At 40.2% G+C, this 19,712-nt stretch carries 19 protein-coding genes; 18 read left to right on the top strand and 1 reads right to left on the bottom strand.

Annotated features, from left to right (window positions below; translation table 11 throughout):
- Positions 1-7 precede the first annotated feature (7 nt).
- From secA2 to ACXM1Q_RS03150, 8 genes are all read left to right on the top strand, one after another.
- A complete protein-coding gene (secA2, locus tag ACXM1Q_RS03115; protein WP_458516089.1) occupies positions 8-2,389 on the top strand; it encodes an accessory Sec system translocase SecA2 in 2,382 nt (793 codons plus the stop codon).
- A 10-nt stretch (positions 2,390-2,399) separates the two neighbouring features.
- The gene (gene gtfA, locus ACXM1Q_RS03120) at positions 2,400-3,905 is read left to right on the top strand and encodes an accessory Sec system glycosyltransferase GtfA (protein WP_458516091.1); all 1,506 of its coding nucleotides are present in this window, start codon (positions 2,400-2,402) and stop codon (positions 3,903-3,905) included.
- Complete coding sequence (gene gtfB, locus ACXM1Q_RS03125; protein ID WP_458516093.1) at positions 3,898-5,211, top strand: accessory Sec system glycosylation chaperone GtfB; 1,314 nt, start codon at positions 3,898-3,900, stop codon at positions 5,209-5,211. Before gtfA ends, gtfB begins: the two co-directional genes overlap by 8 nt.
- 9 nt (positions 5,212-5,220) lie before the next feature.
- Positions 5,221-5,388 carry a hypothetical protein gene (locus ACXM1Q_RS03130; protein ID WP_167758458.1) on the top strand — a complete coding sequence of 56 codons (168 nt, stop codon included), beginning with the start codon at positions 5,221-5,223 and terminating at the stop codon, positions 5,386-5,388.
- Between the two features lie 126 nt (positions 5,389-5,514).
- Positions 5,515-6,807, top strand: coding sequence for an HdeD family acid-resistance protein (locus ACXM1Q_RS03135; RefSeq protein WP_458516096.1), 1,293 nt, complete (start codon positions 5,515-5,517; stop codon positions 6,805-6,807).
- Positions 6,808-6,913: 106 nt separating this feature from the next.
- Positions 6,914-7,537 carry a TetR/AcrR family transcriptional regulator gene (locus ACXM1Q_RS03140; protein WP_458516098.1) on the top strand — a complete coding sequence of 208 codons (624 nt, stop codon included), beginning with the start codon at positions 6,914-6,916 and terminating at the stop codon, positions 7,535-7,537.
- A 76-nt stretch (positions 7,538-7,613) separates the two neighbouring features.
- Positions 7,614-8,126 carry an HdeD family acid-resistance protein gene (locus ACXM1Q_RS03145; protein ID WP_458516100.1) on the top strand — a complete coding sequence of 171 codons (513 nt, stop codon included), beginning with the start codon at positions 7,614-7,616 and terminating at the stop codon, positions 8,124-8,126.
- A 51-nt stretch (positions 8,127-8,177) separates the two neighbouring features.
- Complete coding sequence (locus tag ACXM1Q_RS03150) at positions 8,178-9,377, top strand: chloride channel protein (protein WP_458516102.1); 1,200 nt, start codon at positions 8,178-8,180, stop codon at positions 9,375-9,377.
- Between the two features lie 176 nt (positions 9,378-9,553).
- Here the strand turns inward: ACXM1Q_RS03150 and pepT are convergent, their stop codons facing one another.
- The gene (pepT, locus tag ACXM1Q_RS03155; protein ID WP_458516104.1) at positions 9,554-10,780 is read right to left on the bottom strand and encodes a peptidase T; all 1,227 of its coding nucleotides are present in this window, start codon (positions 10,778-10,780) and stop codon (positions 9,554-9,556) included.
- 140 nt (positions 10,781-10,920) lie between these two features.
- On the opposite strand from pepT, the gene ACXM1Q_RS03160 reads away from it, so the two are divergent.
- The 10 genes from ACXM1Q_RS03160 (at position 10,921) to ACXM1Q_RS03205 (ending at position 19,508) form a co-directional block, all read left to right on the top strand.
- Positions 10,921-11,355, top strand: a complete 435-nt coding sequence (locus ACXM1Q_RS03160; protein WP_458516106.1) for a Fur family transcriptional regulator — start codon at positions 10,921-10,923, stop codon at positions 11,353-11,355.
- Positions 11,356-11,364: 9 nt separating this feature from the next.
- On the top strand, positions 11,365-11,616 hold the full coding sequence (locus ACXM1Q_RS03165; RefSeq protein ID WP_458516108.1) for a lipoprotein: 252 nt from the start codon (positions 11,365-11,367) through the stop codon (positions 11,614-11,616).
- 117 nt (positions 11,617-11,733) lie between these two features.
- A complete protein-coding gene (locus ACXM1Q_RS03170; RefSeq protein WP_179924589.1) occupies positions 11,734-12,429 on the top strand; it encodes a phosphoglycerate mutase in 696 nt (231 codons plus the stop codon).
- Positions 12,430-12,572: 143 nt separating this feature from the next.
- Positions 12,573-14,600, top strand: coding sequence for a penicillin-binding transpeptidase domain-containing protein (locus tag ACXM1Q_RS03175; RefSeq protein WP_458516110.1), 2,028 nt, complete (start codon positions 12,573-12,575; stop codon positions 14,598-14,600).
- 12 nt (positions 14,601-14,612) lie between these two features.
- The gene (gene recR, locus ACXM1Q_RS03180; protein WP_458516112.1) at positions 14,613-15,209 is read left to right on the top strand and encodes a recombination mediator RecR; all 597 of its coding nucleotides are present in this window, start codon (positions 14,613-14,615) and stop codon (positions 15,207-15,209) included.
- A 9-nt stretch (positions 15,210-15,218) separates the two neighbouring features.
- Entirely contained in the window at positions 15,219-16,262 is a 1,044-nt protein-coding gene (locus ACXM1Q_RS03185; protein ID WP_458516114.1) for a D-alanine--D-alanine ligase, read from the top strand.
- A 179-nt stretch (positions 16,263-16,441) separates the two neighbouring features.
- A complete protein-coding gene (locus ACXM1Q_RS03190; protein ID WP_458516116.1) occupies positions 16,442-17,797 on the top strand; it encodes a UDP-N-acetylmuramoyl-tripeptide--D-alanyl-D-alanine ligase in 1,356 nt (451 codons plus the stop codon).
- 3 nt (positions 17,798-17,800) lie between these two features.
- Entirely contained in the window at positions 17,801-18,496 is a 696-nt protein-coding gene (locus ACXM1Q_RS03195; RefSeq protein ID WP_458516118.1) for a TMEM164-related integral membrane acyltransferase, read from the top strand.
- A gap of 38 nt (positions 18,497-18,534) precedes the next feature.
- The gene (locus tag ACXM1Q_RS03200; RefSeq protein WP_458516120.1) at positions 18,535-18,918 is read left to right on the top strand and encodes a PH domain-containing protein; all 384 of its coding nucleotides are present in this window, start codon (positions 18,535-18,537) and stop codon (positions 18,916-18,918) included.
- 56 nt (positions 18,919-18,974) lie between these two features.
- Entirely contained in the window at positions 18,975-19,508 is a 534-nt protein-coding gene (locus ACXM1Q_RS03205; protein WP_458516122.1) for a GNAT family N-acetyltransferase, read from the top strand.
- Positions 19,509-19,712: the final 204 nt, after the last annotated feature.

Raw genomic sequence — 19,712 nt, forward strand, 5'->3', positions numbered from 1 at the left:
AAACTGTATGAAAGAAAGAAAATCATTATTAAATACTTTGAAGTTAGGTGAACTTCGACGTTTGCTGCAAGAAATTAATAATCTGGCAGAAGAAATGGAAGTCCTAACAGATCAAGAATTAGGTCAGTTAACGAATATTTTTCGCCAACGTCTCCAAGATGGAGAGCAGTTAGACGATTTATTGGTAGAAGCTTTTGCGGCTATGCGGGAAGCTAGTCGTCGTGTGTTGGGATTGTTTCCTTTTGATGTTCAGATTATGGGAGCAATTGCCCTTCATCAAGGCTATGTTGCTGAGATGAAGACAGGGGAGGGGAAGACCTTAACAGCAACGCTTCCCCTTTATTTAAATGCCTTGGAAGATCAGGGAGCCATTTTAGTAACAACAAATGATTATTTAGCAAGACGTGATGCCCAGGAAATGGGACCAGTCTTTGAGTTCATGGGTTTGTCAGTAGGAGTGGGTGTTTTTTCAGAGGAAGAAGACCCTGATGTTGAAGATAAACGAGCAGTCTATGCAGCAGATGTAACCTATACAACGAGTACAGCTCTAGGATTTGATTATTTAGCGGATAATCTTGCTGCTGATGCTAAGGATAAATTTTTACGTCCGTTCCACTATGTTATTGTAGATGAGGCAGATGCAGTGTTATTGGATGCAGCGCAAACACCTCTGATTATTTCAGGTTCTCCTCGGGTTCAATCCAATCTTTACCATGCGGCAAACCAGTTTGTGTTAACCCTACAAAAAGGAAGAGAATTTCAGCATTTAAGAGAAGACAAAGCTGTTTTTTTAACGCAACATGGAATTCGATATGCCCAAGAGTATTTTGATATTCCAAATCTCTACCAGGACGATTATTTTGAATTAAATCGGCACATCCAGTTAGCTCTAAGAGCTCACCATCTCTATAAAAAAGATATCGACTATGTTGTTGCTGATCGTGAGATTAAATTGTTGGACAATCGTACAGGGCGTGTCTTGGAAGGAACAAGACTCCAATCAGGAATTCATCAAGCCTTAGAAGCTAAAGAAGAGGTTCCAATTAGCAAGGATTCACGTTCGGTGGCTTCGGTTACCTATCAGAGTTTGTTTAATATGTTTCCACGAATTGCAGGGATGACAGGGACTGGTAAAATTGCAGAAGATGAGTTGATTCAAACTTACAAACTACCGGTTGTTGTTATTCCGACGAATTTACCGATTCAGCGAGTGGACTATCCAGATAAGATTTATGTGACGCTTCCTGAAAAACTACAGGCAACTTTAGAATATGTGAAAGAACTTCATCAGCGCCAACAGCCGATTTTATTGATTTCGGGAACAGTTGATATTGCTGAAATTTATTCGCGAATGTTACTTCAAGAAGGAATTCCACATAGTGTTTTAACCGCTAAAAATGTCGCTAAAGAGGCTCAGATTATTAAAGAAGCAGGTCAGTTGGGGGCAGTGACAGTAGCAACTTCGTTGGCGGGACGGGGAACCGATATTAAATTGGGAACTGGAGTAGCTGAGCTTGGTGGTCTTGCAGTCATTGGAACCGAACGGATGCCAAACAGTCGAATTGATTGGCAGCTTAGAGGCCGCGCTGGTCGTCAGGGTGATCCAGGGCTAAGCCAGTTCTTTGTATCTTTGGAAGATGAATTGGTGATCGAATATGGTGGAAAAGGTGTGCAGCGTTATTTTGAAAAGAATAATCATAGCAACCGTTCTAATTTTTGGGAGCCACTCAGATCCTCTCGTTTTAAACGTATTTTGCAACATGCTCAAGAAAAAAGTGAGGATAATGCTAGAAGTGCTCGCCAAGCGACAATTCGATTCGATGAAAGTTTACGCATTCAGCGCGAGAAAATCTATCATTTACGAGATGAGTTGATTTATAATGAGATAGATCTTTCAGATAAGATTGATCATATCTTTTTAGAAGTGATTGGGGCCTTTGTTACAGAAAATCCAGAGATAAGTAATCAGGATTTCCGCCGGTATATTCTAGAAAATTATAGCTACCAGAATCAGTCAGATCTGTTTACGGCCGATTTAAAAACGGAGCAAGATCGTAGCGACTATTTGTGGAATTTGTATCAGGCAGAATTGGTCCAAAAATCCCAGCAATTAGAGACCGAGAAAAAGATGGAAGAGTTTTTACGTCTTGCTGTTTTACGGGCGATTGATGAAGCCTGGATTGAACAGGTAGATACTTTGCAACAATTAAAGAACTTTGTTCCTATGAGACAGTTAGCTCAGAGAGATTCCACAGCAGAGTATTTTCGAGAGTCTTTGGAATCTTATAATCAGATGACTCATCGTATTAAAGAGAGTATCGTGCGTCATGTGATGCTCAGCTCCGTTGAATCAGATAAAGAGACTGGTTACACGATTTACTTTGTATAAGGGAGGTACTATGACCGTTTATAGCATAAATCTTGGAATCGGTTGGGCAAGCAGTGGGGTTGAGTATGCTCAAGCCTATCGTGCAAAGATTTTTCGAGAATTACAGCTTCCGGCCAAGTTTATTTTTACGGATTTTTTTCAAACGGAGAATTTACAACATTTTACGTCGAATATTGGATTTAACGATGAAGAAGTTCTATGGTTGTATTCCTTTTTTACAGATCTTAGGATAGCACCCACCAGCTATCGAAAGGAAGCATTGGAAGATACTTTCTCAGATCCAGTAGAGAGAACGGAAGTTGGTCATCAATTAATTCGGTATTATTTTAAAAATGACTACTATATTAATGCCAGTCTTTGCGGAGAACAGCAGCAATTTGTTCAACGAGTGGAATACGTAGCTAAGGGAAAATTAATTCGTAAGGATTATTATAGCTATACGCGTATGTTCAGTGAGTTTTATGCTCCTCAAAATGATCAACCTCAGTTGTACCAACGCCATTTTTTTAATGAAGATGGTAGTTTAGCCTATGAAGAGCTTGTTCAGGAAGATACCAGTGTTTTTCGGTTTTCAGATCGAATCTTAGTAGGAAAAGAAGCACTAGTGGCGGAGATGTTGGATCGACTAAAGTTACAATCGAATGATTTGTTGTTACTGGATCGAGCGACAGGGATTGGACAGGCTGTTTTTGCACATAAAGGAGCTGCAAAATTAGCAGTTGTCATCCATGCAGAACACTATAATGCTAAAAGTAGTGACGACTACAATATTCTATGGAATAACTACTATGAATATCAATTTACCAACGCTCATTTGGTAGACGCTTTTATTACTTCTACTCAAAAACAAAAAGAGGTATTGGAGCAGCAATTCCGAACCTATACCAAGCAACAACCGCGTATTTATGCCATCCCAGTTGGGAGCTTGGCGAAGCTACAGTATCCTAAAAAATCGAGACAGCCTTATAGTTTGATGACCAGTTCCCGTTTGGCTAGTGAGAAACATATTGATTGGCTTGTTTCAGCTGTCATTGAAGCACATCGCGATCTTCCGAATTTGGTATTTGATATTTATGGTGAAGGAGGAGAACGTCGAAAACTGACTGAGATGATTGAAAAAGCTCAAGCTCAAGATTTTATTCGTTTGAAAGGACACCAAAATCTGGCGGATGTTTATCAGAATTACGAGATTTACCTAACCGCTTCGACCAGTGAAGGATTTGGTCTGACCTTAATGGAAGCCGTTGGTTCAGGGCTACCGTTGATTGGTTTGGATGTCCCGTATGGGAATCAAACCTTTGTGGAAGATGGGAAAAATGGTTATCTAATTCCTCGTCCTGAGGCAGATGATGTAGCCTATATGACCCAGCAGTTTGCTCAAAAAATAAGGGATTATTACCAAGCAGCTAGGCAAGAAGAGGCTCAACTTCAGTCTTATCAGATTGCTGGAGCTTTCTTACATGAATATGTGGCTGGTTATTGGTCTCAGTTTGTGAAGGAGATGTGTCATGATTAAATTATATGACCGACTGACTCAAGATAGTTTAGATTTAGAATATTCCCTAAAAACGGCGGGATTTGAGGGAATTGGGGTTGTTTTACAGGATGATGGTTTTTTACCAAATGGTTTGACATCTCCATTTGAATTCTTTGCAGGTCAGGAAAAAGAGACCCCGTCTCCTCTTTATTTCAATGAAGTTGAAGTACCAGCTTATTGGCAGATTACGGGTACAAATCAACAAGGAGAAATCTGGGATTATGGTCAAAAGAAAGCCATTATCTTTTATCATGAGCCCAAACACCTACGTCTGGTGAAAACGGTGGAGTGGTTGGATACTGGAGGAAAGGTTAGGCAATCGGATCATTACAATCAATATGGCCGTCTTTTTGCGAAAACCTACTTCAATAGCCAACAGGAGCCAACCCATAAGCACTATTTTGATTCGTATCAGCGACCTTATTTTATGGAAAATTTTGTGACTGGGGATATGACCTTGGATTGGCGAGGAAAAACGTATTACTTTGCTAAAAAGGTTGATTTTTATCTATTTTATCTTTGGAATTCGGGTCTAGACCTATCTCAAATTTATTATAATTCTTTAGGAATGCCCTTTTTGTTGGCCTACTATTTGGGAGGAGAAGGACAAGATGTTCTCTTTTGGCAGGAAGATATGGGAGACCAGATTCCAGGGAATATGCAGCTGCTTCTTAATGGAAATATCCAGCGTTCCACCCGTGTCATAGTTCAAAAAAGAGAATCGTATAATCGGTTGATGGATTTAGCCAATCCAGAGCAGAAAGAAAAAATTGATTTCTTAAGTTACCTGTATCCAAGTCTGAGGGAAAATGAAGGTCGTAAGGAGATACTGATTTTAACGAACACAGATCAATTACAAGGATTAGCAACTCTGATAGCAGAATTGCCAGACTATCATTTTCATATTGCAGCCTTGACTGAGATGTCTCAACAATTAGTAAAGTATGCAGAGAATTCAAACCTTTCTCTCTATCCTAATGCTGGTTTTACTCAGATTCAACAGTTATTTGCTTCTTGCGACATTTACTTGGATATTAATCATGGATCGGAGATCATGGCTGCTGTTCGGACAGCTTTTGAATCGAATCTTTTGATTCTAGCTTTTGATAATACTTGTCACCACCATGAGTTTTTAGTACCTGAGGCTCTTTTTGATCATAGGCAGCCAAGTCAATTAGCAGCATGGCTCAACCAGCGAACGACTTGGGCAGATATCGTCCAAGAACAACGCTCTCAAAAAGGGTATGTTGGTATTCAAGACTACCAGTTGAAATTGAAAGGATGAGGTGATTTCATGGCAAAAGAAAATCCACTTCTGAACGAAGATATTGAAAAACGAATTCAAGATGTTCGCTATGAGAAGGGAGAGAGTGAAAAAAGTCGACGGTCTATGTTTTATATCGTTATTGTCTGCTTAGTCACCCTATCTGTTATTTTATCTTTGTTACGTTATTTAGGTTAACTATTTTTTGTACTAGAGATGAAGGTTCGGCCGTTCATTTGCAGAATGGCTGGGCCTTTTTGGAATGTATTTCTTTTTTAAACTTCATGGTATAATGAGCTAATCAATAGGATTGTGGGAGGTTGTATGAAACGAATTGCTAACTTGGGTCAGGGAGGACGCAAGGCCCTGGTGGAAGGGATTATTGTTATCCTACTGGGGATCTTTTTAATAATCTGGGGACAGATGGTACCCAAAGTGGGATACCAGTTATTTTTCTTATATATATTTTTATCTGCCTTATGGACGCTGATTAACCGTTGGACTGGGCGTAAGGATATTCAAGAGAATCTTTGGATTACTTTAGGAAAACTGGTAGTTTCCTTAGTTCTAGGTGAAATAGCTATTTTAGAGGATATGGCGGTGTACTTGTTGGTCTATGCCATTGCCGTCTATCAAATTTTTACAGGTGTCGTTAATTTGGTGACTTGGTGGCTCTATCGTCAAAATGATATTCCCAAACGTTTCCGTTATTTGACAGATGGTTTAATCATGACAGGTTTTGGGGTCTGGAGTTTGTCTCCTTACCATGATGCAAATGAATTTCAACTCCTGCTTTTAGGTTGGTATCTGGTGACTTTTGGTATAACACGGTTACGGGATGGACTTTTCTTTGAAAAGGAAATGAAGCAGAACAATTTAAAACGTCGTGTGCGGGTAACCCTGCCTATTTTTATTACAGCACTAGTTCCAGCTGCAACGCTTAATAAGCTTAATGAATTTTTACAAGAAAATACGGAGGAGACTGCAGCAGAAGTCTATAACCGATCCAAGGAGGAGAAATCCGGTCAAATTGAGGTCTTTATTCATACAGCTCAAACCAACTTCTTTGCGGCAGTGGGGCATGTGGACTTGTGTTATCAAGGGCGCGTGATTTCTTATGGTTCTTATGATCCGTCATCTGAACGATTGTTTGGGATGGTCGGTGATGGAGTTCTTTATAAGTGCGATCGTGAGGCTTATATTGAGTTGTGTAAGCGGGAGAGTCAAAAAACCTTGTTTGGTTATGAGATTGATTTGACCGCAGAGCAAGAAAAAGCTGTTCAAGCTTACCTAGCTGATTTAGATAAGATATTGGTACCGTGGGAACCGGATGCTGCGATGGTGAAAACAGAAGATGGTCAGGAAGATCATACCTATGCTTACAAGATTCGCCATGAAACGAATGGTGACCTTTACAAGTTTACGGAATCGAAGTTTAAAACCTATTTTGTTTTAAGTACCAATTGTGCGCTTTTGGCGGATTCGATTGTTGGTCAGGCTGGGACAGATATTCTTAGTCCCAAAGGATTTATTGCACCTGGAACCTATCAAGAATACCTAGATACTGAATTTGAGAAACCGCATAGCATGGTCGTTGCAAAAAATGTTTATGCATAGCATGGAGGCCTGAAAGAGCCTTTTTGATATTTTCAATAATTTTTCACAGATAGTATTGCCATTATAGACCATCTGGTCTATAATAATTAAAGATAAGGAGACTATATTGAAGAAAGCAGAGAAAACACAGCTGATGCGGGGGAGGATCCTTCAGGGAGCCATTCAAGAAATTGCAAACTCTGGATATCAAGGATTTCGTATCAATCAACTGTGTAAGACGCACAGCATTTCCAAAGGAAGTCTCTATCATCTATTTTCCAACAAGGATCAGTTATATCTAGCCTGTGTCGAGGAAAGCTTCACGAAACTATTTCAGTTTTTAGGAGTAGATTGGGAGTTGATTCCAAGTTTATCAGATTATCTTCAACGTCGTTTGAGGTTCTATCAGGCTTATCCCCATCATTCTCAGGTTTTCTTGGAGGCCTTGCTTTATAAAGGGAGTCAGGTAGAAAAGGATATTCAGAGATTTCGAGATGAGTTTGATCTCTTTAATCAGGCTGTCGCAAGGCGCTTAATTACGGAGTATAAGCTGAAAGATGGCGTGACTGAAGAGCAGGCCTTGGCTTATCTAGATATGATTCAAAAGTTATTTCGCACCTACTATCTGACTCTTCAAGAAGTAGATTCAGAATTGGTGAATAGTCAGACTTACGAAGATCACTTGCAGGAAATTTTAGGATATATGGTTTTTGGAATTGTCGACCAAGAATCATCGCTCAAAGACAATTAGAACTGAAAGTTCCTTTGTAGACATACTATGAATGAACATTCAGATTTAAATAAAAAGATTTAAGAGGATTGTAAGTATGTTAAAACGCAATGCGTGGTTGTTATTGGTTGTTGGTATTTTGAGCCTATTGGCAGGTTTCTGGGTAGTAGCTCATCCAGGAATGGCCTTGGCAGGTATTGGGACAGCGGTTGCGATTTTCTTTTTAATTGATGGGATTAGCAATGTTGTTCAGTACTTCACCAATGAGTATAAGAGTGGTTGGAGCTTGTTCAATGGAGTCATTACTACTTTATTGGCCGTGATGCTTCTGACAGATGGATTTGGTGCACGTACCGCATTTATGACTTATATGATTGCCTTTTGGGTTCTCTTCTCGGGGCTTACTCGCTTCATGTTGAGTTTTGATGTGAAGAAGGTGGATCGCTCCACAGGTTCAACATTGATGTGGACAGGTATTTTGGGGATTATTACAGGAACGCTCATGATGATGACTCCGTTCTTTACGGCTGTTATGATTCCTTATATGGTTGGATTTACCTTTATCTATCAAGGGATTGCATCTATTGTTCTTTATTTCAAAACAAAATAAGAACTGGAGGCTGGGCATAGGCCCAGCCTTTTTCGGAAGAAAGGATTTCTTATGGTAAAAAAAGTTGTAGTCTTACTCTACGGGGGCTTTTTAAGTTCGATGATTGCAGGAATTTCCTATCTCTTCATAATGGCTGAAAAAGCTAGTAGTCATTGGTTATGGCACTCCAGCTTCTCACATTCAACGCTTTATCAAGCAGTCCTTATTTTAGTAGGAAGTCTGATCTTATATATCCTCAAACAAAGTTGGGGTCCCTTGCCCTTTACAAGTCATCAGGTGTTGCATGTACTACAGGAAAAGGGGACATTGAATTATAGTCAAGCTTGGAAAAGCCTTCTTGTGGCTTTGTTGATTCTAAGTCTAGGGGCTGGTGTTGGTCCTGAAGCTCCTTTACTGGGAGCAGTAATTGCTTATTCTGTATGGCAGGCTGATAAAATGCGTTATGTCTATGCGAATTGGGATCAAGGTAGTAGTCGAGAAAGATTCAGTATGCTCTTTCATCCAGGCCAATATGTGAAGTCTTTTGATGAGTCTATGCGTATCTTGAATTTAGGTCAAAAGAAGCTCCTGAGTAGTTTATATGTTCTTAATGGTTTGTTTGTATTTTGGCTCCTAATGCGTTTATCCGATCAGCCTTCTTTTGTGACAAAAATCGGAGAATCTCATTGGGGACTTAAGGAATTATTTTACTTCCTTCCCCTCTTTCTTTCGGGTTTTCTATTTGCCCTTTGCTATCAACAGGTGAGAAAGGGGGTTGGGCGCTTAAAACTTGGGGAGAGAATTTCCCTTCCCATTAAGATTGCTATTGGTGGTTTCTCGATTTTTATCACCTCACAAGTAGCCCCTAATTTATTGTTTTCAGGGCAACATTCGTTACATACCTTATTTGATATGGGGCTAGCAACACCCGCCTTGTTTCTTTGTCTCTTAGCGGTTGGCAAACTGCTTTTATTAGATATCAATCTTTGGGCAGGTTGGACGGGAGGGGATATTTTTCCTCTGACCTTCGCTTCCCTCTTGCAGGGATTTGCAGTGGCAAAACTGTTGGAGTCGCAGCAACTAGATGTGGCATTTGTGGTTCTAGTTGTAGGACTGGCTATTGCACTCCAGCTTATGGAAAATCGAATGTTGGCTGTAATATTTGTTTCCTTATTTTTCCCAGTTACTCTTTGGCCAGTGTCTTTTCTGATCTTTGTGATCTATGAGTTAATGGCGCGTGCCTATCAGAAAAAGAAGCTGGATCAAAACTAACAATTTCCTCGTTTCGCTTGAAGTTTGAATAAACAAAAACAGCTTAGAATCAACGTTTCTAATGGCGTCATTCTAAGCTGTTTTCTATTTGGAAGACCCTTTTTGTTTGGATTAAGTCAATTTCAAGTAATGCCTAAAGAAGTGATAGTCTTTAAGTAAAGACTATCGGATAGGGATTAGAGTTCTTGACTGGCAATACCAATGATGACATCACAGGCTTTTTCCATGGTTTGGAGACTGACGAATTCATAACGACCATGCATGTTCTCACCTCCTGCGAAGATGTTCGGGGTAGGGATACCCATAAAGGAGATTTTGGAGCCGTCGGTTCCACCACGAATCGGTTCAATGATCGGGGTGATATCTAGTGATTTCATCACTTTTTCAGCCAGTTGAACCGGACGCATATCTTTTTCGATAACTTCTTTCATATTGGAGTATTGATCTTTGATGTCAACGATGACGCGCTCTTCCCCCCAACTGCGATTCATACGATCGGCAATTCTCTGGAGCGTTTCTTTACGGTTGGTCAGACCGTGGTTCTCGAAGTCACGAAGGATGTAGTCCGCGTGGGCTTCTTCTTCAGTACCAGAGAGTTTTTGAAGATGGTAGAATCCTTCATACCCCTCGGTATACTCAGGTCTTTCGCCATCTGGGACAACGCTGTGGAAGTCCATGGCTAGTTGGAGAGCGTTAATCATTTGACCTTTCGCTGTACCTGGATGGACATTGCGGCCCTTAAAGGTTACATGAGCAGCGGCGGCACTGAAGGTCTCGTATTGGAGCTCACCGAGTGGACCACCATCGACGGTATAGGCAAAATCAACATTGAAATCAGCAGCATCAAACTTGTCTGCTCCAGTTCCGATTTCTTCATCAGGTCCAAATCCGATTCGAAGTTCGGCGTGTTCAATTTCTGGATGGGCCACGAGATATTCAACTGCGGAGAGAATTTCTGCGATTCCTGCTTTGTCGTCAGCTCCAAGCAGAGTCCGGCCATCTGTTGTGATGAGGGTTTGCCCTAAATAGTTGTGTAGTTGTGGGAATTGGTTTGGATCAAGTTCATACCCACTGTCACTAAGAGGGATTGTTCCTCCTTGGTAATCTTGGATAATTTGAGGACTCACATTTTCGGCGTTAAAGTCAGCTGTATCCATGTGGGAGATAAAGCCAATCTTATATGGAAATTTGTCACTGTTTGCCGGTAAGGTGCCGACAATAAAGCCGTTTTCTAGATAGTGCACATCTACTAGTCCGATATATTCCATGGTTGGTTTAAGGACATTAAGGGCAAAGTCTACTTGACTTTGAGTTGAAGGTGTGCGATCAGCGTATTCATCTGAACGGGTGTTTATTCGAACATAGTCCAGGAAATGGCTGAGGAGTTGTGGGTATTTGGTCATATCTGTACCAACCTTTCTCAATATACCTTTTTATTATAAAACTAGCTTGGGGGAACTGCAAGATATTTCCGTTTTTGATATCAAAAAAAGCAGAATTGAGATATAATGGGAGAAGTATAAACGAAAAAAAGAGGAACACTATGGTACACAAGCTCGAGGGAATTTTAGAAGAACTACGGGAGCATGGCATTCGTGTGACTGAGGCACGGCGTTTGATGTTGGAATATTTGATGAATAGTCATGAGCATCCTAGTGCAGAAAAAATTTATCAAGATTTGATGGAGGTCTACCCGCAGATTAGTTTGGCAACTGTCTATAATAATTTGAATCTCTTTCTTAAGGAAGGATTAGTGACAGAGATTAAGATTAAAAATGATCAAACACGATACTATGATTTTATGGGGCATGAGCACATTAATATTGTGTGTGAAAATTGTGGTAAAATTGCGGATTTTGAAGGGGAAACTTTGCCAGATATGTCGAATCTTGTTGAAGAACAAACCGGCTATCAGTTTACCAAACAAGAGCTTTTGGTTTATGGAATTTGTCCTGAATGTCAGAAGTTGGAGGGGTGATTTTCTTCTATGAGGAAGTTCGTTTTATATTGCCTTAGTCTTTGTGTTCTCGTTAGTCTAAGTGGGTGTGGGAATAAGGATGTCTTTAGCTCAGAATACACCTTTGATTCCGCACAAATTCGTATGCCGAATGGGGATTTGATTGAGGGCGAAGTCGATAAGTGGGCTCATGATAGTGACAATGATAACGTTCGTGTGACTTTTAAAAATGGGAAGTCCTACTATACGAGTTCAAGTAATGTAGTCCTCTACAATAAATAATCGGCTATCTGGAAATGTCGTGATAGAATTCACTTAGCCTCTTGTTTTTGAGTGGGAAGTATAGTAGAATAATGAGGACTGCTAGGCAGTACTTAAAATACCTAAGGAGAATTGAAGATGGTGAAATTAGTTTTTGCTCGTCATGGTGAATCAGAATGGAACAAGGCTAACCTCTTTACAGGTTGGGCTGATGTGGACTTATCAGATAAAGGTACACAACAAGCTATTGATGCTGGTAAATTGATCAAAGAAGCTGGAATCGAATTTGATCAAGCTTACACTTCTGTTTTGAAACGTGCGATCAAAACAACCAATCTTGCTTTGGAAGCAGCTGATCAATTGTGGGTACCAGTTGAAAAATCATGGCGTTTGAATGAACGTCACTATGGTGGTTTGACAGGTAAAAACAAGGCTGAAGCAGCAGAGCAATTTGGTGACGAGCAAGTTCACATTTGGCGTCGTTCTTACGATGTATTGCCTCCAAACATGGATCGTGATGATGAGCATTCAGCTCACTCAGACCGTCGTTATGCACACTTGGATGATACTGTTATTCCAGATGCTGAGAACTTGAAAGTTACTTTGGAACGTGCTCTTCCTTTCTGGGAAGATAAAATCGCTCCAGCTCTTAAAGATGGTAAAAACGTCTTTGTAGGAGCACACGGAAACTCAATCCGTGCTCTTGTAAAACATATCAAACAATTGTCTGATGATGAAATCATGGATGTTGAAATTCCAAACTTCCCACCACTTGTATTCGAATTGGATGACAAATTGAATGTTGTAAAAGAATACTACCTTGGACAAGACTAATCTTTTCTAAGGATACTGCCCTGGCTTTTGCTAGGGCAGTTTTTTTCCTCTAAAAAATGAGATGGAAGCGAGAAGAGATAACCACTTAGGAGTTAATCTGTGGTAAAATGAAGAGAGTTTTTCTAGAAAGTGTTAGGAAGAGAATGAGAAGAAAAGGGCCCATTATTGAGCAACAGACCATCCCTGGAAGACTCTATTTTATTCTTGGTTTGGTTTTCAGTTTATTTGTAATTTTAGGCGTCAGGTTAGCCCATATGCAGGTTTTTAACCAGGCTTTTTATTTGGAGAAAATGGCGACAGCCAGTCAAAAAATTATTAAGGGAAGTTCCGTACGTGGACAAATTTATGATGCACAAGGAAAACCCTTAGTAGAGAACGAAAGCAAGCAGGTGGTATCTTATACCCGTAGCAATCAAGATACAGCTGAGAGTTTGAAAGAAACTGCCAGAAAAATTGATCAATTGGTTGAAGTAAAAAATGAAGATCTTAGTCAACGTCAATTAGCAGATTATTACCTGGCGGATCCTGAGGTTTATAAGGAAGTTGTTGAGAAACTTCCCAAAGATAAAAAGATGGATCGAGATGGAAATCCACTTGCGGAAAAAAATATCTACAGTAACGCTGTTGAGACGGTGACTCTGAAGCAGGAAGATTTAAGTGCTGAGGAGAAAAAAATAGCCTTACTGTTTACTCAGCTGAATGCTATTCCGAGTTTTGGAACGGGAAATCTTCGGACAGAAGATTTAAATCCAGAGCAAGTGGCTCTTGTGGCTTCTAGTAGTCAGGAGATACCAGGAATCTCCATTTCAACCAGCTGGGAACGCAAGGTCTTGGACACAGCTCTCTCTAGTATTGTCGGCAATGTTTCAAGTGAGAAGACGGGTATACCTGCTGAAGAGGTAGAAGAGTATTTGAAGAAGGGGTATTCTCTGAATGATCGGGTAGGAACTTCCTATTTGGAAAAAGAATATGAAGAGGTTTTACAAGGTAAGCGTTCTGAAAAGGAAATCCACTTAGACAAAGATGGAAATCTTGAAAAAGTTGAAACAAAGTCTGATGGTGAGAAGGGGCAAAATATCAAACTGACAGTCGATCTTGAGTTTCAGCAAGGGGTTGAAGATATTTTGAAGAATGCTCTTCAATCTGAAATTAATAAGGGGAGTGCCTTGGAGACTGAGGGAGCCTATGCTGTTGTGCTTAAGCCAGAAGATGGTTCAATCCTAGCCATGGCTGGAGTGAAGCAAGATTTGGAAAGCCATGATTTATCCACTGATGCTTTAGGGACAATTACCAATGTTTTTGTACCAGGGTCCGTTGTAAAACCAGCTACTCTCACAGCTGGGTGGCAAAACAATGTCCTCACAGGAGATGAGGTTTTGGCAGATCAGACAGTTTATGGAATTAATTCTTGGTTTACGGAAGGAAGTGTCCGTGAGATTTCTGCGGTGCAGGCTTTAGAATATTCTTCGAATACCTATATGGTCCAAGTAGCGTTAAGGATTTTAGGAAGTCCACTAGGGACTGCTCTCCTGGATGGTCCCGAGTCTGTAAAACCAGCCATGGAAAAATTAAGAGCAGCTTTTGCTCAATATGGAATGGGAACAAAAACAGAGATTGACCTTCCTAATGAGTCTCTTGGTTACTTACCGGCAGAATTTACGGTAGGGGACTACATGAATAATGCGTTTGGTCAGTTTGATAACTATACACCGATGCAATTGGGGCAATTTGCAGCGACTTTGGCCAGTGGTGGAAATCGGATCCAGCCGCACATTGTTGCAGGTGTTTATGCCAATGATGAAAGTGGTGGTTTAGGTCAGGAGGTTGAGAAGAAGACTGGACGACTGCTTAATCAGGTTGAGATTTCCCAAGAAGATATGTCGATTCTTCAAACAGGGATGAATCAAGTTGTCTACGGAGGATCTGCCTTTACGACCGGTAGAACTGTTGGTGAGGGGGCATCCGTATCTATTGCTGCTAAGACGGGGACAGCGGAGACTTTTGTTAGTCAAGGTAAGGTGCGTGCGGTAAATACCAATGTTGTTGCCTATGCCCCAAGTAGCAATCCAGAGATTGCTATTGCAGTTGTATTTCCACATAATACGGATCTTCAATCCACCGTTAGTCACAGTATCACCAAGGATATTGTAAATTTATATTATTCTAAATAGTAAGGAGGAACTATGCTTTATCCCACACCTATTGCGAAATTAATCGAAAGTTATTCAAAACTCCCAGGGATTGGTAAAAAAACAGCTACACGTCTAGCTTTTCATACTATCAGTATGGAGGATGAAGAAGTAGCAGAATTTGCCAAAAACCTCCTTGCAGCTAAGCGTGAATTGACTTATTGTAGTATCTGTGGTAATCTGACAGATGATGACCCTTGTGTGATTTGCCAAGATGAAACTCGGGATGAAACAAAAATTTTGGTCGTAGAAGACAGTCGGGATGTGACGGCCATGGAGAACATTCAGGAGTATCATGGTCGTTATCATGTTCTAGGAGGGTTGATTTCTCCTATGAATGGAGTCAGTCCAGATGATATCAATTTAAAGTCTTTAATTAATCGTTTAATGGATGGCAAGGTCACAGAAGTTATTGTTGCGACAGATGCTACTGCAGATGGTGAAGCCACATCTATGTATATTTCACGGATTTTAAAACCAGCTGGAATTAAAGTCACACGGTTGGCTCGAGGTTTAGCTGTAGGCAGTGACATTGAATATGCGGATGAAGTGACCCTTCTTCGGGCCATTGAAAACCGGACAGAATTATAGGAGTTAGACATGAAAGAAACATTGATTCTCTTGTATGGAGGTCGTAGTGCAGAACGAGAAGTTTCCGTGCTAACAGCTGAAAGTGTTATGCGGGCTGTAGACTATAATCGTTTCCACGTTAAGACATACTTCATTAGTAGTGAGGGAAAACTTTATAAAACGCAAGAATTCACATCAACACCTATTGAAACAGAAAAATTGATGACGAATGATCAAGTTGGCGATCTAGAGGCCATGAACTTTGGTGCTCTCTATGAGAAAGATGCTGTTATTTTTCCGTTGCTCCATGGTCCAATGGGAGAAGATGGGAGTATTCAAGGTTTCTTTGAAATCCTTGGAATGCCCTATGTGGGAGCAGGTATCTTAACCTCAAGTATGGCAATGGATAAAATTTCCACGAAGCGGATTTTAGAATCTGTGGGGATTACTCAGGTTCCATATACAACCTATATTGAGGGAGAAGATCTGAATAAGGCATTGGATGAAGCAGAGGCTACACTAACGTATCCAGTATTTGTGAAACCGTCCAATATGGGATCGAGTGTGGGGATTTCTCGAGCAGAAGATCGAGCATCTCTAGAGGCAGCTATTCAAGAAGCCCTTCGTTATGATAGTCGGATCCTTGTAGAACAAGGGGTTGATGCACGCGAAATTGAAGTAGCGATTCTAGGAAATCAAGATATCCAAACGACTTTACCAGGAGAAGTTGTAAAGGATGTAGCCTTTTACGATTATCAAGCTAAGTACATTGATAACAAGATCGAGATGGCGATTCCCGCACAGATTCCAGATGATGTTACAGCAACCATGCGGGAAGAGGCACGTAAAGCCTACTATGCCCTAGGAGGAACTGGTCTTTCTCGATGTGATTTCTTCTATACTGAGGATGGAAAAATCTATTTGAATGAGCTGAATACCATGCCCGGTTTTACTCAATGGTCTATGTATCCCCTTCTTTGGAAGAATATGGGACTTGCCTATTCGGACTTAATTTCAACACTGGTGGATTTGGCTATCGATGTTTATAACAAACGCCAATCCCACTTCTTCTAGTTATTGTTAAGAAAGTGGGACAGTGGATTAGTTGTTTTCGGCGTCTAAAAGGCGAATGAAAACAACTAAATGAACCACTGCTTCAAAAAGCATTTCATTAACTGAAATAGGAAGGTTGAGGTTTTTGTCCCCAACCCCTTTTTCATTTTAATGACGAATAAATTAGATAGAGGGAACAGATGCTAACCTTAAAAGAAATTCAGGACGTTTTGAAACCAAAGAACTTGATAGCGATTGAAGAAGATCAATTGATTACCAAGGTAGAGTTTGATAGTCGTTTAGTAGGAAAAGGGGATCTTTTTGTCCCTCTGAAAGGGGCTCGCGATGGCCATGATTTTATTGATATAGCCTTTGATAATGGAGCCTTAGCCACCTTATCTGACAGGGAATTGGATACCCAGCAAGTTTACTTTTGGGTGGATGATGTCTTAGCGGCCTTGCAACATCTTGCTACCTATGTTTTAGAGAAAAGCCAAGTAGATGTACTGGCTGTCACAGGGTCAAATGGTAAAACTACTACTAAAGATATGTTGGCTCACCTGCTGTCAACAACCTTTAAAACCTATAAAACCCAAGGGAATTATAACAATGAAATTGGGTTACCCTATACGATTCTTCATATGCCCGAAGATACAGAGAAACTCGTTTTAGAGATGGGGCAAGATCACCTAGGAGATATTTCGCTTCTGTCTAAGATTGCTAAACCTAAGGCTGCTGCTGTGACGATTGTTGCAGAAGCTCATTTAGAGTTTTTCAAGGATCGGCGGGAGATTGCTCAAGGTAAGATGCAGATTGCAGACGGTATGTCTTCAGGAGCCCTCCTTTTAGTTCCTGGAGATTCGATGTTGGATGAGTTTATTCCAAATAATCTTCAAGTCAAACGATTTGGTCAAGAGGGGGATCTATTTCTAACGGATTTGGAAGAAAGCCGTACTTGGCTTCGCTTCCGTACGAATTTCTTAGCAAATACCTTAGAAGTTCCGTTACCTGGGAAGTATAATGCGATGAACGCACTGGTAGCTGCTTATTTGGCAAAAAACGAAGGTGTATCTGAAGAAGACATTGTTGAAGGATTTAAAAGTTTGAAATTGACAAAAAATCGAACAGAATGGTTGACAGCTCAAAATGGAGCGGCGATTTTATCAGATGTCTACAATGCAAATCCAACAGCTATGCGTTTAATCTTGGAGACCTTCGCTGGTCTAGCGAGGGAAGACGGAGGACGTAAGATTGCAGTTCTAGCGGATATGAAAGAATTGGGACAGGAGTCTCATCAACTTCATTTGTCTATGATTACGAGCCTTAATCCGGAAGATTTAGACAAGGTCTATTTCTACGGTGAAGAAATTGAGGATCTTGCCAAATTAGCTGCAGAGATCTTCCCAATTGGTAGTGTTTTTTATTATCCGACAAAAGATTTTGAGGAGTTGTCACAAGCTATCTGTGAAGAAGTACAGCCTTTGGACCAAATTTTATTAAAAGGCAGTAATTCTATGAATTTAGCTAAGATTGTGGAGGCTTTGGAGGAAGACTAAAGGATGAGGGAACTACTTACTCAGTTATTTTCAACGATTCCGCTAGAACATCCTCCTCATATTAGCTGGTTAGCGCACCTAGCTTTATTATTGAGTCTGCCTCTATTGCTTATTTTGGGAAGTAGAGCCAAAGGTGATAGGATGGTACGAGGATTTTTCTTGGTTTTACTACTTGCCTTGTATGGATTCTTTATTTTTCTAGATTTCTCTTGGCAGACAAGCCTTCCTTTTTATCATTGCCGCCTTGCGATGTTGTTCTTTTTATTTTCAAAAGATGGCTCTAAGTTCAAGCAATACTGGGCTTATTTAGGAATTATCGGTCCGATCGTTGCCTTTATTTACCCTATTTTATACCAGTATCCATTTTTCCACATTACCAACCTCAGTTTTATCCTTCTGCATCAATTACTATTTTATCTATCAGCTGCTTACCTTTATCATCAAGACAATCGTATTCAGCTTTCTAAACGAAGTATTCAAATCTATTCCTTTGGTTTGACTGTGGTAATGGCTATAGTAGCAGCTGGAACGGGTGGAAACTATGGTTTTCTTCTGGAATTACCTATTTTGAATACAAGTTCTTTATGGTTCAATTCTATTTTTATGAGTTTGCTCCTAGCACTTGGTATAAGTGGAGTACAGGGACTTTTTCTTTATTTGAAAGATGGAGACAATCTTGTTGAAGAACGATTGTTTTGAGCTATGGTATAATTGAAAAAATACAAAGGAGAGTTTAAATGGGTATTTTCTCAGGTTTGATGGGCAATGCGAGCCAACAAGATGCACAAAAGGTCAGGGCGGAATTGGATTCGATTCTGCTGACAGAGGAAGAAGTGGAGATGGCTTTTTCGCTTGTTCGGGATTTGATTGTTTTTACAGATTATCGCTTGATTTTAGTGGATAAACAAGGCATGACTGGTAAAAAAGTCTCTTACAAATCAATCCCATATGGATCTATTTCACGCTTTACAGTTGAGACGAGTGGGCATTTTGATTTGGATGCGGAGTTGAAACTATGGATTTCATCTGCAGTTGAACCAGCAGAAGTTTTACAATTTAAGAGTGATGATAGTGTTGTGGCTATTCAGAAAGCCTTGGCTGCAGCAGTTTTGTTGAAATAATGTTGACTAATTCTCAATTTAGTGATTTTCTCCTTCGTTTTCCGGAGGATGTTCAGTTGATTTTAAAGGACATGATTCCTAGTTACCAACAAGGATATATGGATTATGTCTACCAAACGGATAAAGTAGATATTCAAGCGAGAAGGATTAAGAATTTAATTAAGAATTTTCGAATTATGGATTATACTTATGTTATGCCGATGCCTCAGGATTTAGCGCTTGAGATTGCAAGCGATTGGATGTATCCATCTTATCTAGAGATAGATTTACAAGATGTGAGTCGAGAAATTCTATCAGCGGATGCGCGTGAAAATCGTTATTTCGTTGTAATTTGGAATGGAGCCATGATGGGCTATTTCCGACTTTTGCAGACAGAGGCTACGGCGGATTTATTTTTGAGTCTTAAACCGAAGTATCTGGGAAAGGGAAATGGAACCCGTTTTTATCAAGCTATTGAAGTTTTTTTAAAGAAGCAAGGTCGTGTGAAGATTCTCCAAGTGAAAACCACGGAACAAAGGGTTCAGAAATTTTTTGTAGACTGTGGATTCAATGAAGATCTATTGGATACTAGATTTGTCAAAAGGTTGTAGAAGCTTGCAACCTTTTTTGTATAGTTAGAAAAGCTTTGTTGAGTCCCTCTTTTTTTCTTAGTCTTTTAGTGGAACGTGGTATAATCCCGAGTTTATCAGTTTAAAAAAGATAAAGGATAGCAGACCCCTTGCGTACCAAGGGATTCGGCCATCCTTTTCGATTATTTTCTTGTAGTGTATGAATGCTTTGCGTAGTTTTTTAGA

It is taken from the genome of Streptococcus sp. 10F2, from assembly GCF_054331515.2.

Bases quoted from the DNA above. Each gene is read 5' to 3' on its own strand.
- secA2 (WP_458516089.1), top strand. From the start codon at position 8: ATGAAAGAAAGAAAATCATTATTAAATACTTTGAAGTTAGGTGAACTT.
- gtfA (WP_458516091.1), top strand. From the start codon at position 2,400: ATGACCGTTTATAGCATAAATCTTGGAATCGGTTGGGCAAGCAGTGGG.
- gtfB (WP_458516093.1), top strand. From the start codon at position 3,898: ATGATTAAATTATATGACCGACTGACTCAAGATAGTTTAGATTTAGAA.
- ACXM1Q_RS03130 (WP_167758458.1), top strand. From the start codon at position 5,221: ATGGCAAAAGAAAATCCACTTCTGAACGAAGATATTGAAAAACGAATT.
- ACXM1Q_RS03135 (WP_458516096.1), top strand. From the start codon at position 5,515: ATGAAACGAATTGCTAACTTGGGTCAGGGAGGACGCAAGGCCCTGGTG.
- ACXM1Q_RS03145 (WP_458516100.1), top strand. From the start codon at position 7,614: ATGTTAAAACGCAATGCGTGGTTGTTATTGGTTGTTGGTATTTTGAGC.
- ACXM1Q_RS03150 (WP_458516102.1), top strand. From the start codon at position 8,178: ATGGTAAAAAAAGTTGTAGTCTTACTCTACGGGGGCTTTTTAAGTTCG.
- pepT (WP_458516104.1), bottom strand. From the start codon at position 10,780: ATGACCAAATACCCACAACTCCTCAGCCATTTCCTGGACTATGTTCGA.
- ACXM1Q_RS03160 (WP_458516106.1), top strand. From the start codon at position 10,921: ATGGTACACAAGCTCGAGGGAATTTTAGAAGAACTACGGGAGCATGGC.
- ACXM1Q_RS03165 (WP_458516108.1), top strand. From the start codon at position 11,365: ATGAGGAAGTTCGTTTTATATTGCCTTAGTCTTTGTGTTCTCGTTAGT.
- ACXM1Q_RS03170 (WP_179924589.1), top strand. From the start codon at position 11,734: ATGGTGAAATTAGTTTTTGCTCGTCATGGTGAATCAGAATGGAACAAG.
- ACXM1Q_RS03175 (WP_458516110.1), top strand. From the start codon at position 12,573: ATGAGAAGAAAAGGGCCCATTATTGAGCAACAGACCATCCCTGGAAGA.
- recR (WP_458516112.1), top strand. From the start codon at position 14,613: ATGCTTTATCCCACACCTATTGCGAAATTAATCGAAAGTTATTCAAAA.
- ACXM1Q_RS03185 (WP_458516114.1), top strand. From the start codon at position 15,219: ATGAAAGAAACATTGATTCTCTTGTATGGAGGTCGTAGTGCAGAACGA.
- ACXM1Q_RS03190 (WP_458516116.1), top strand. From the start codon at position 16,442: ATGCTAACCTTAAAAGAAATTCAGGACGTTTTGAAACCAAAGAACTTG.
- ACXM1Q_RS03195 (WP_458516118.1), top strand. From the start codon at position 17,801: ATGAGGGAACTACTTACTCAGTTATTTTCAACGATTCCGCTAGAACAT.
- ACXM1Q_RS03200 (WP_458516120.1), top strand. From the start codon at position 18,535: ATGGGTATTTTCTCAGGTTTGATGGGCAATGCGAGCCAACAAGATGCA.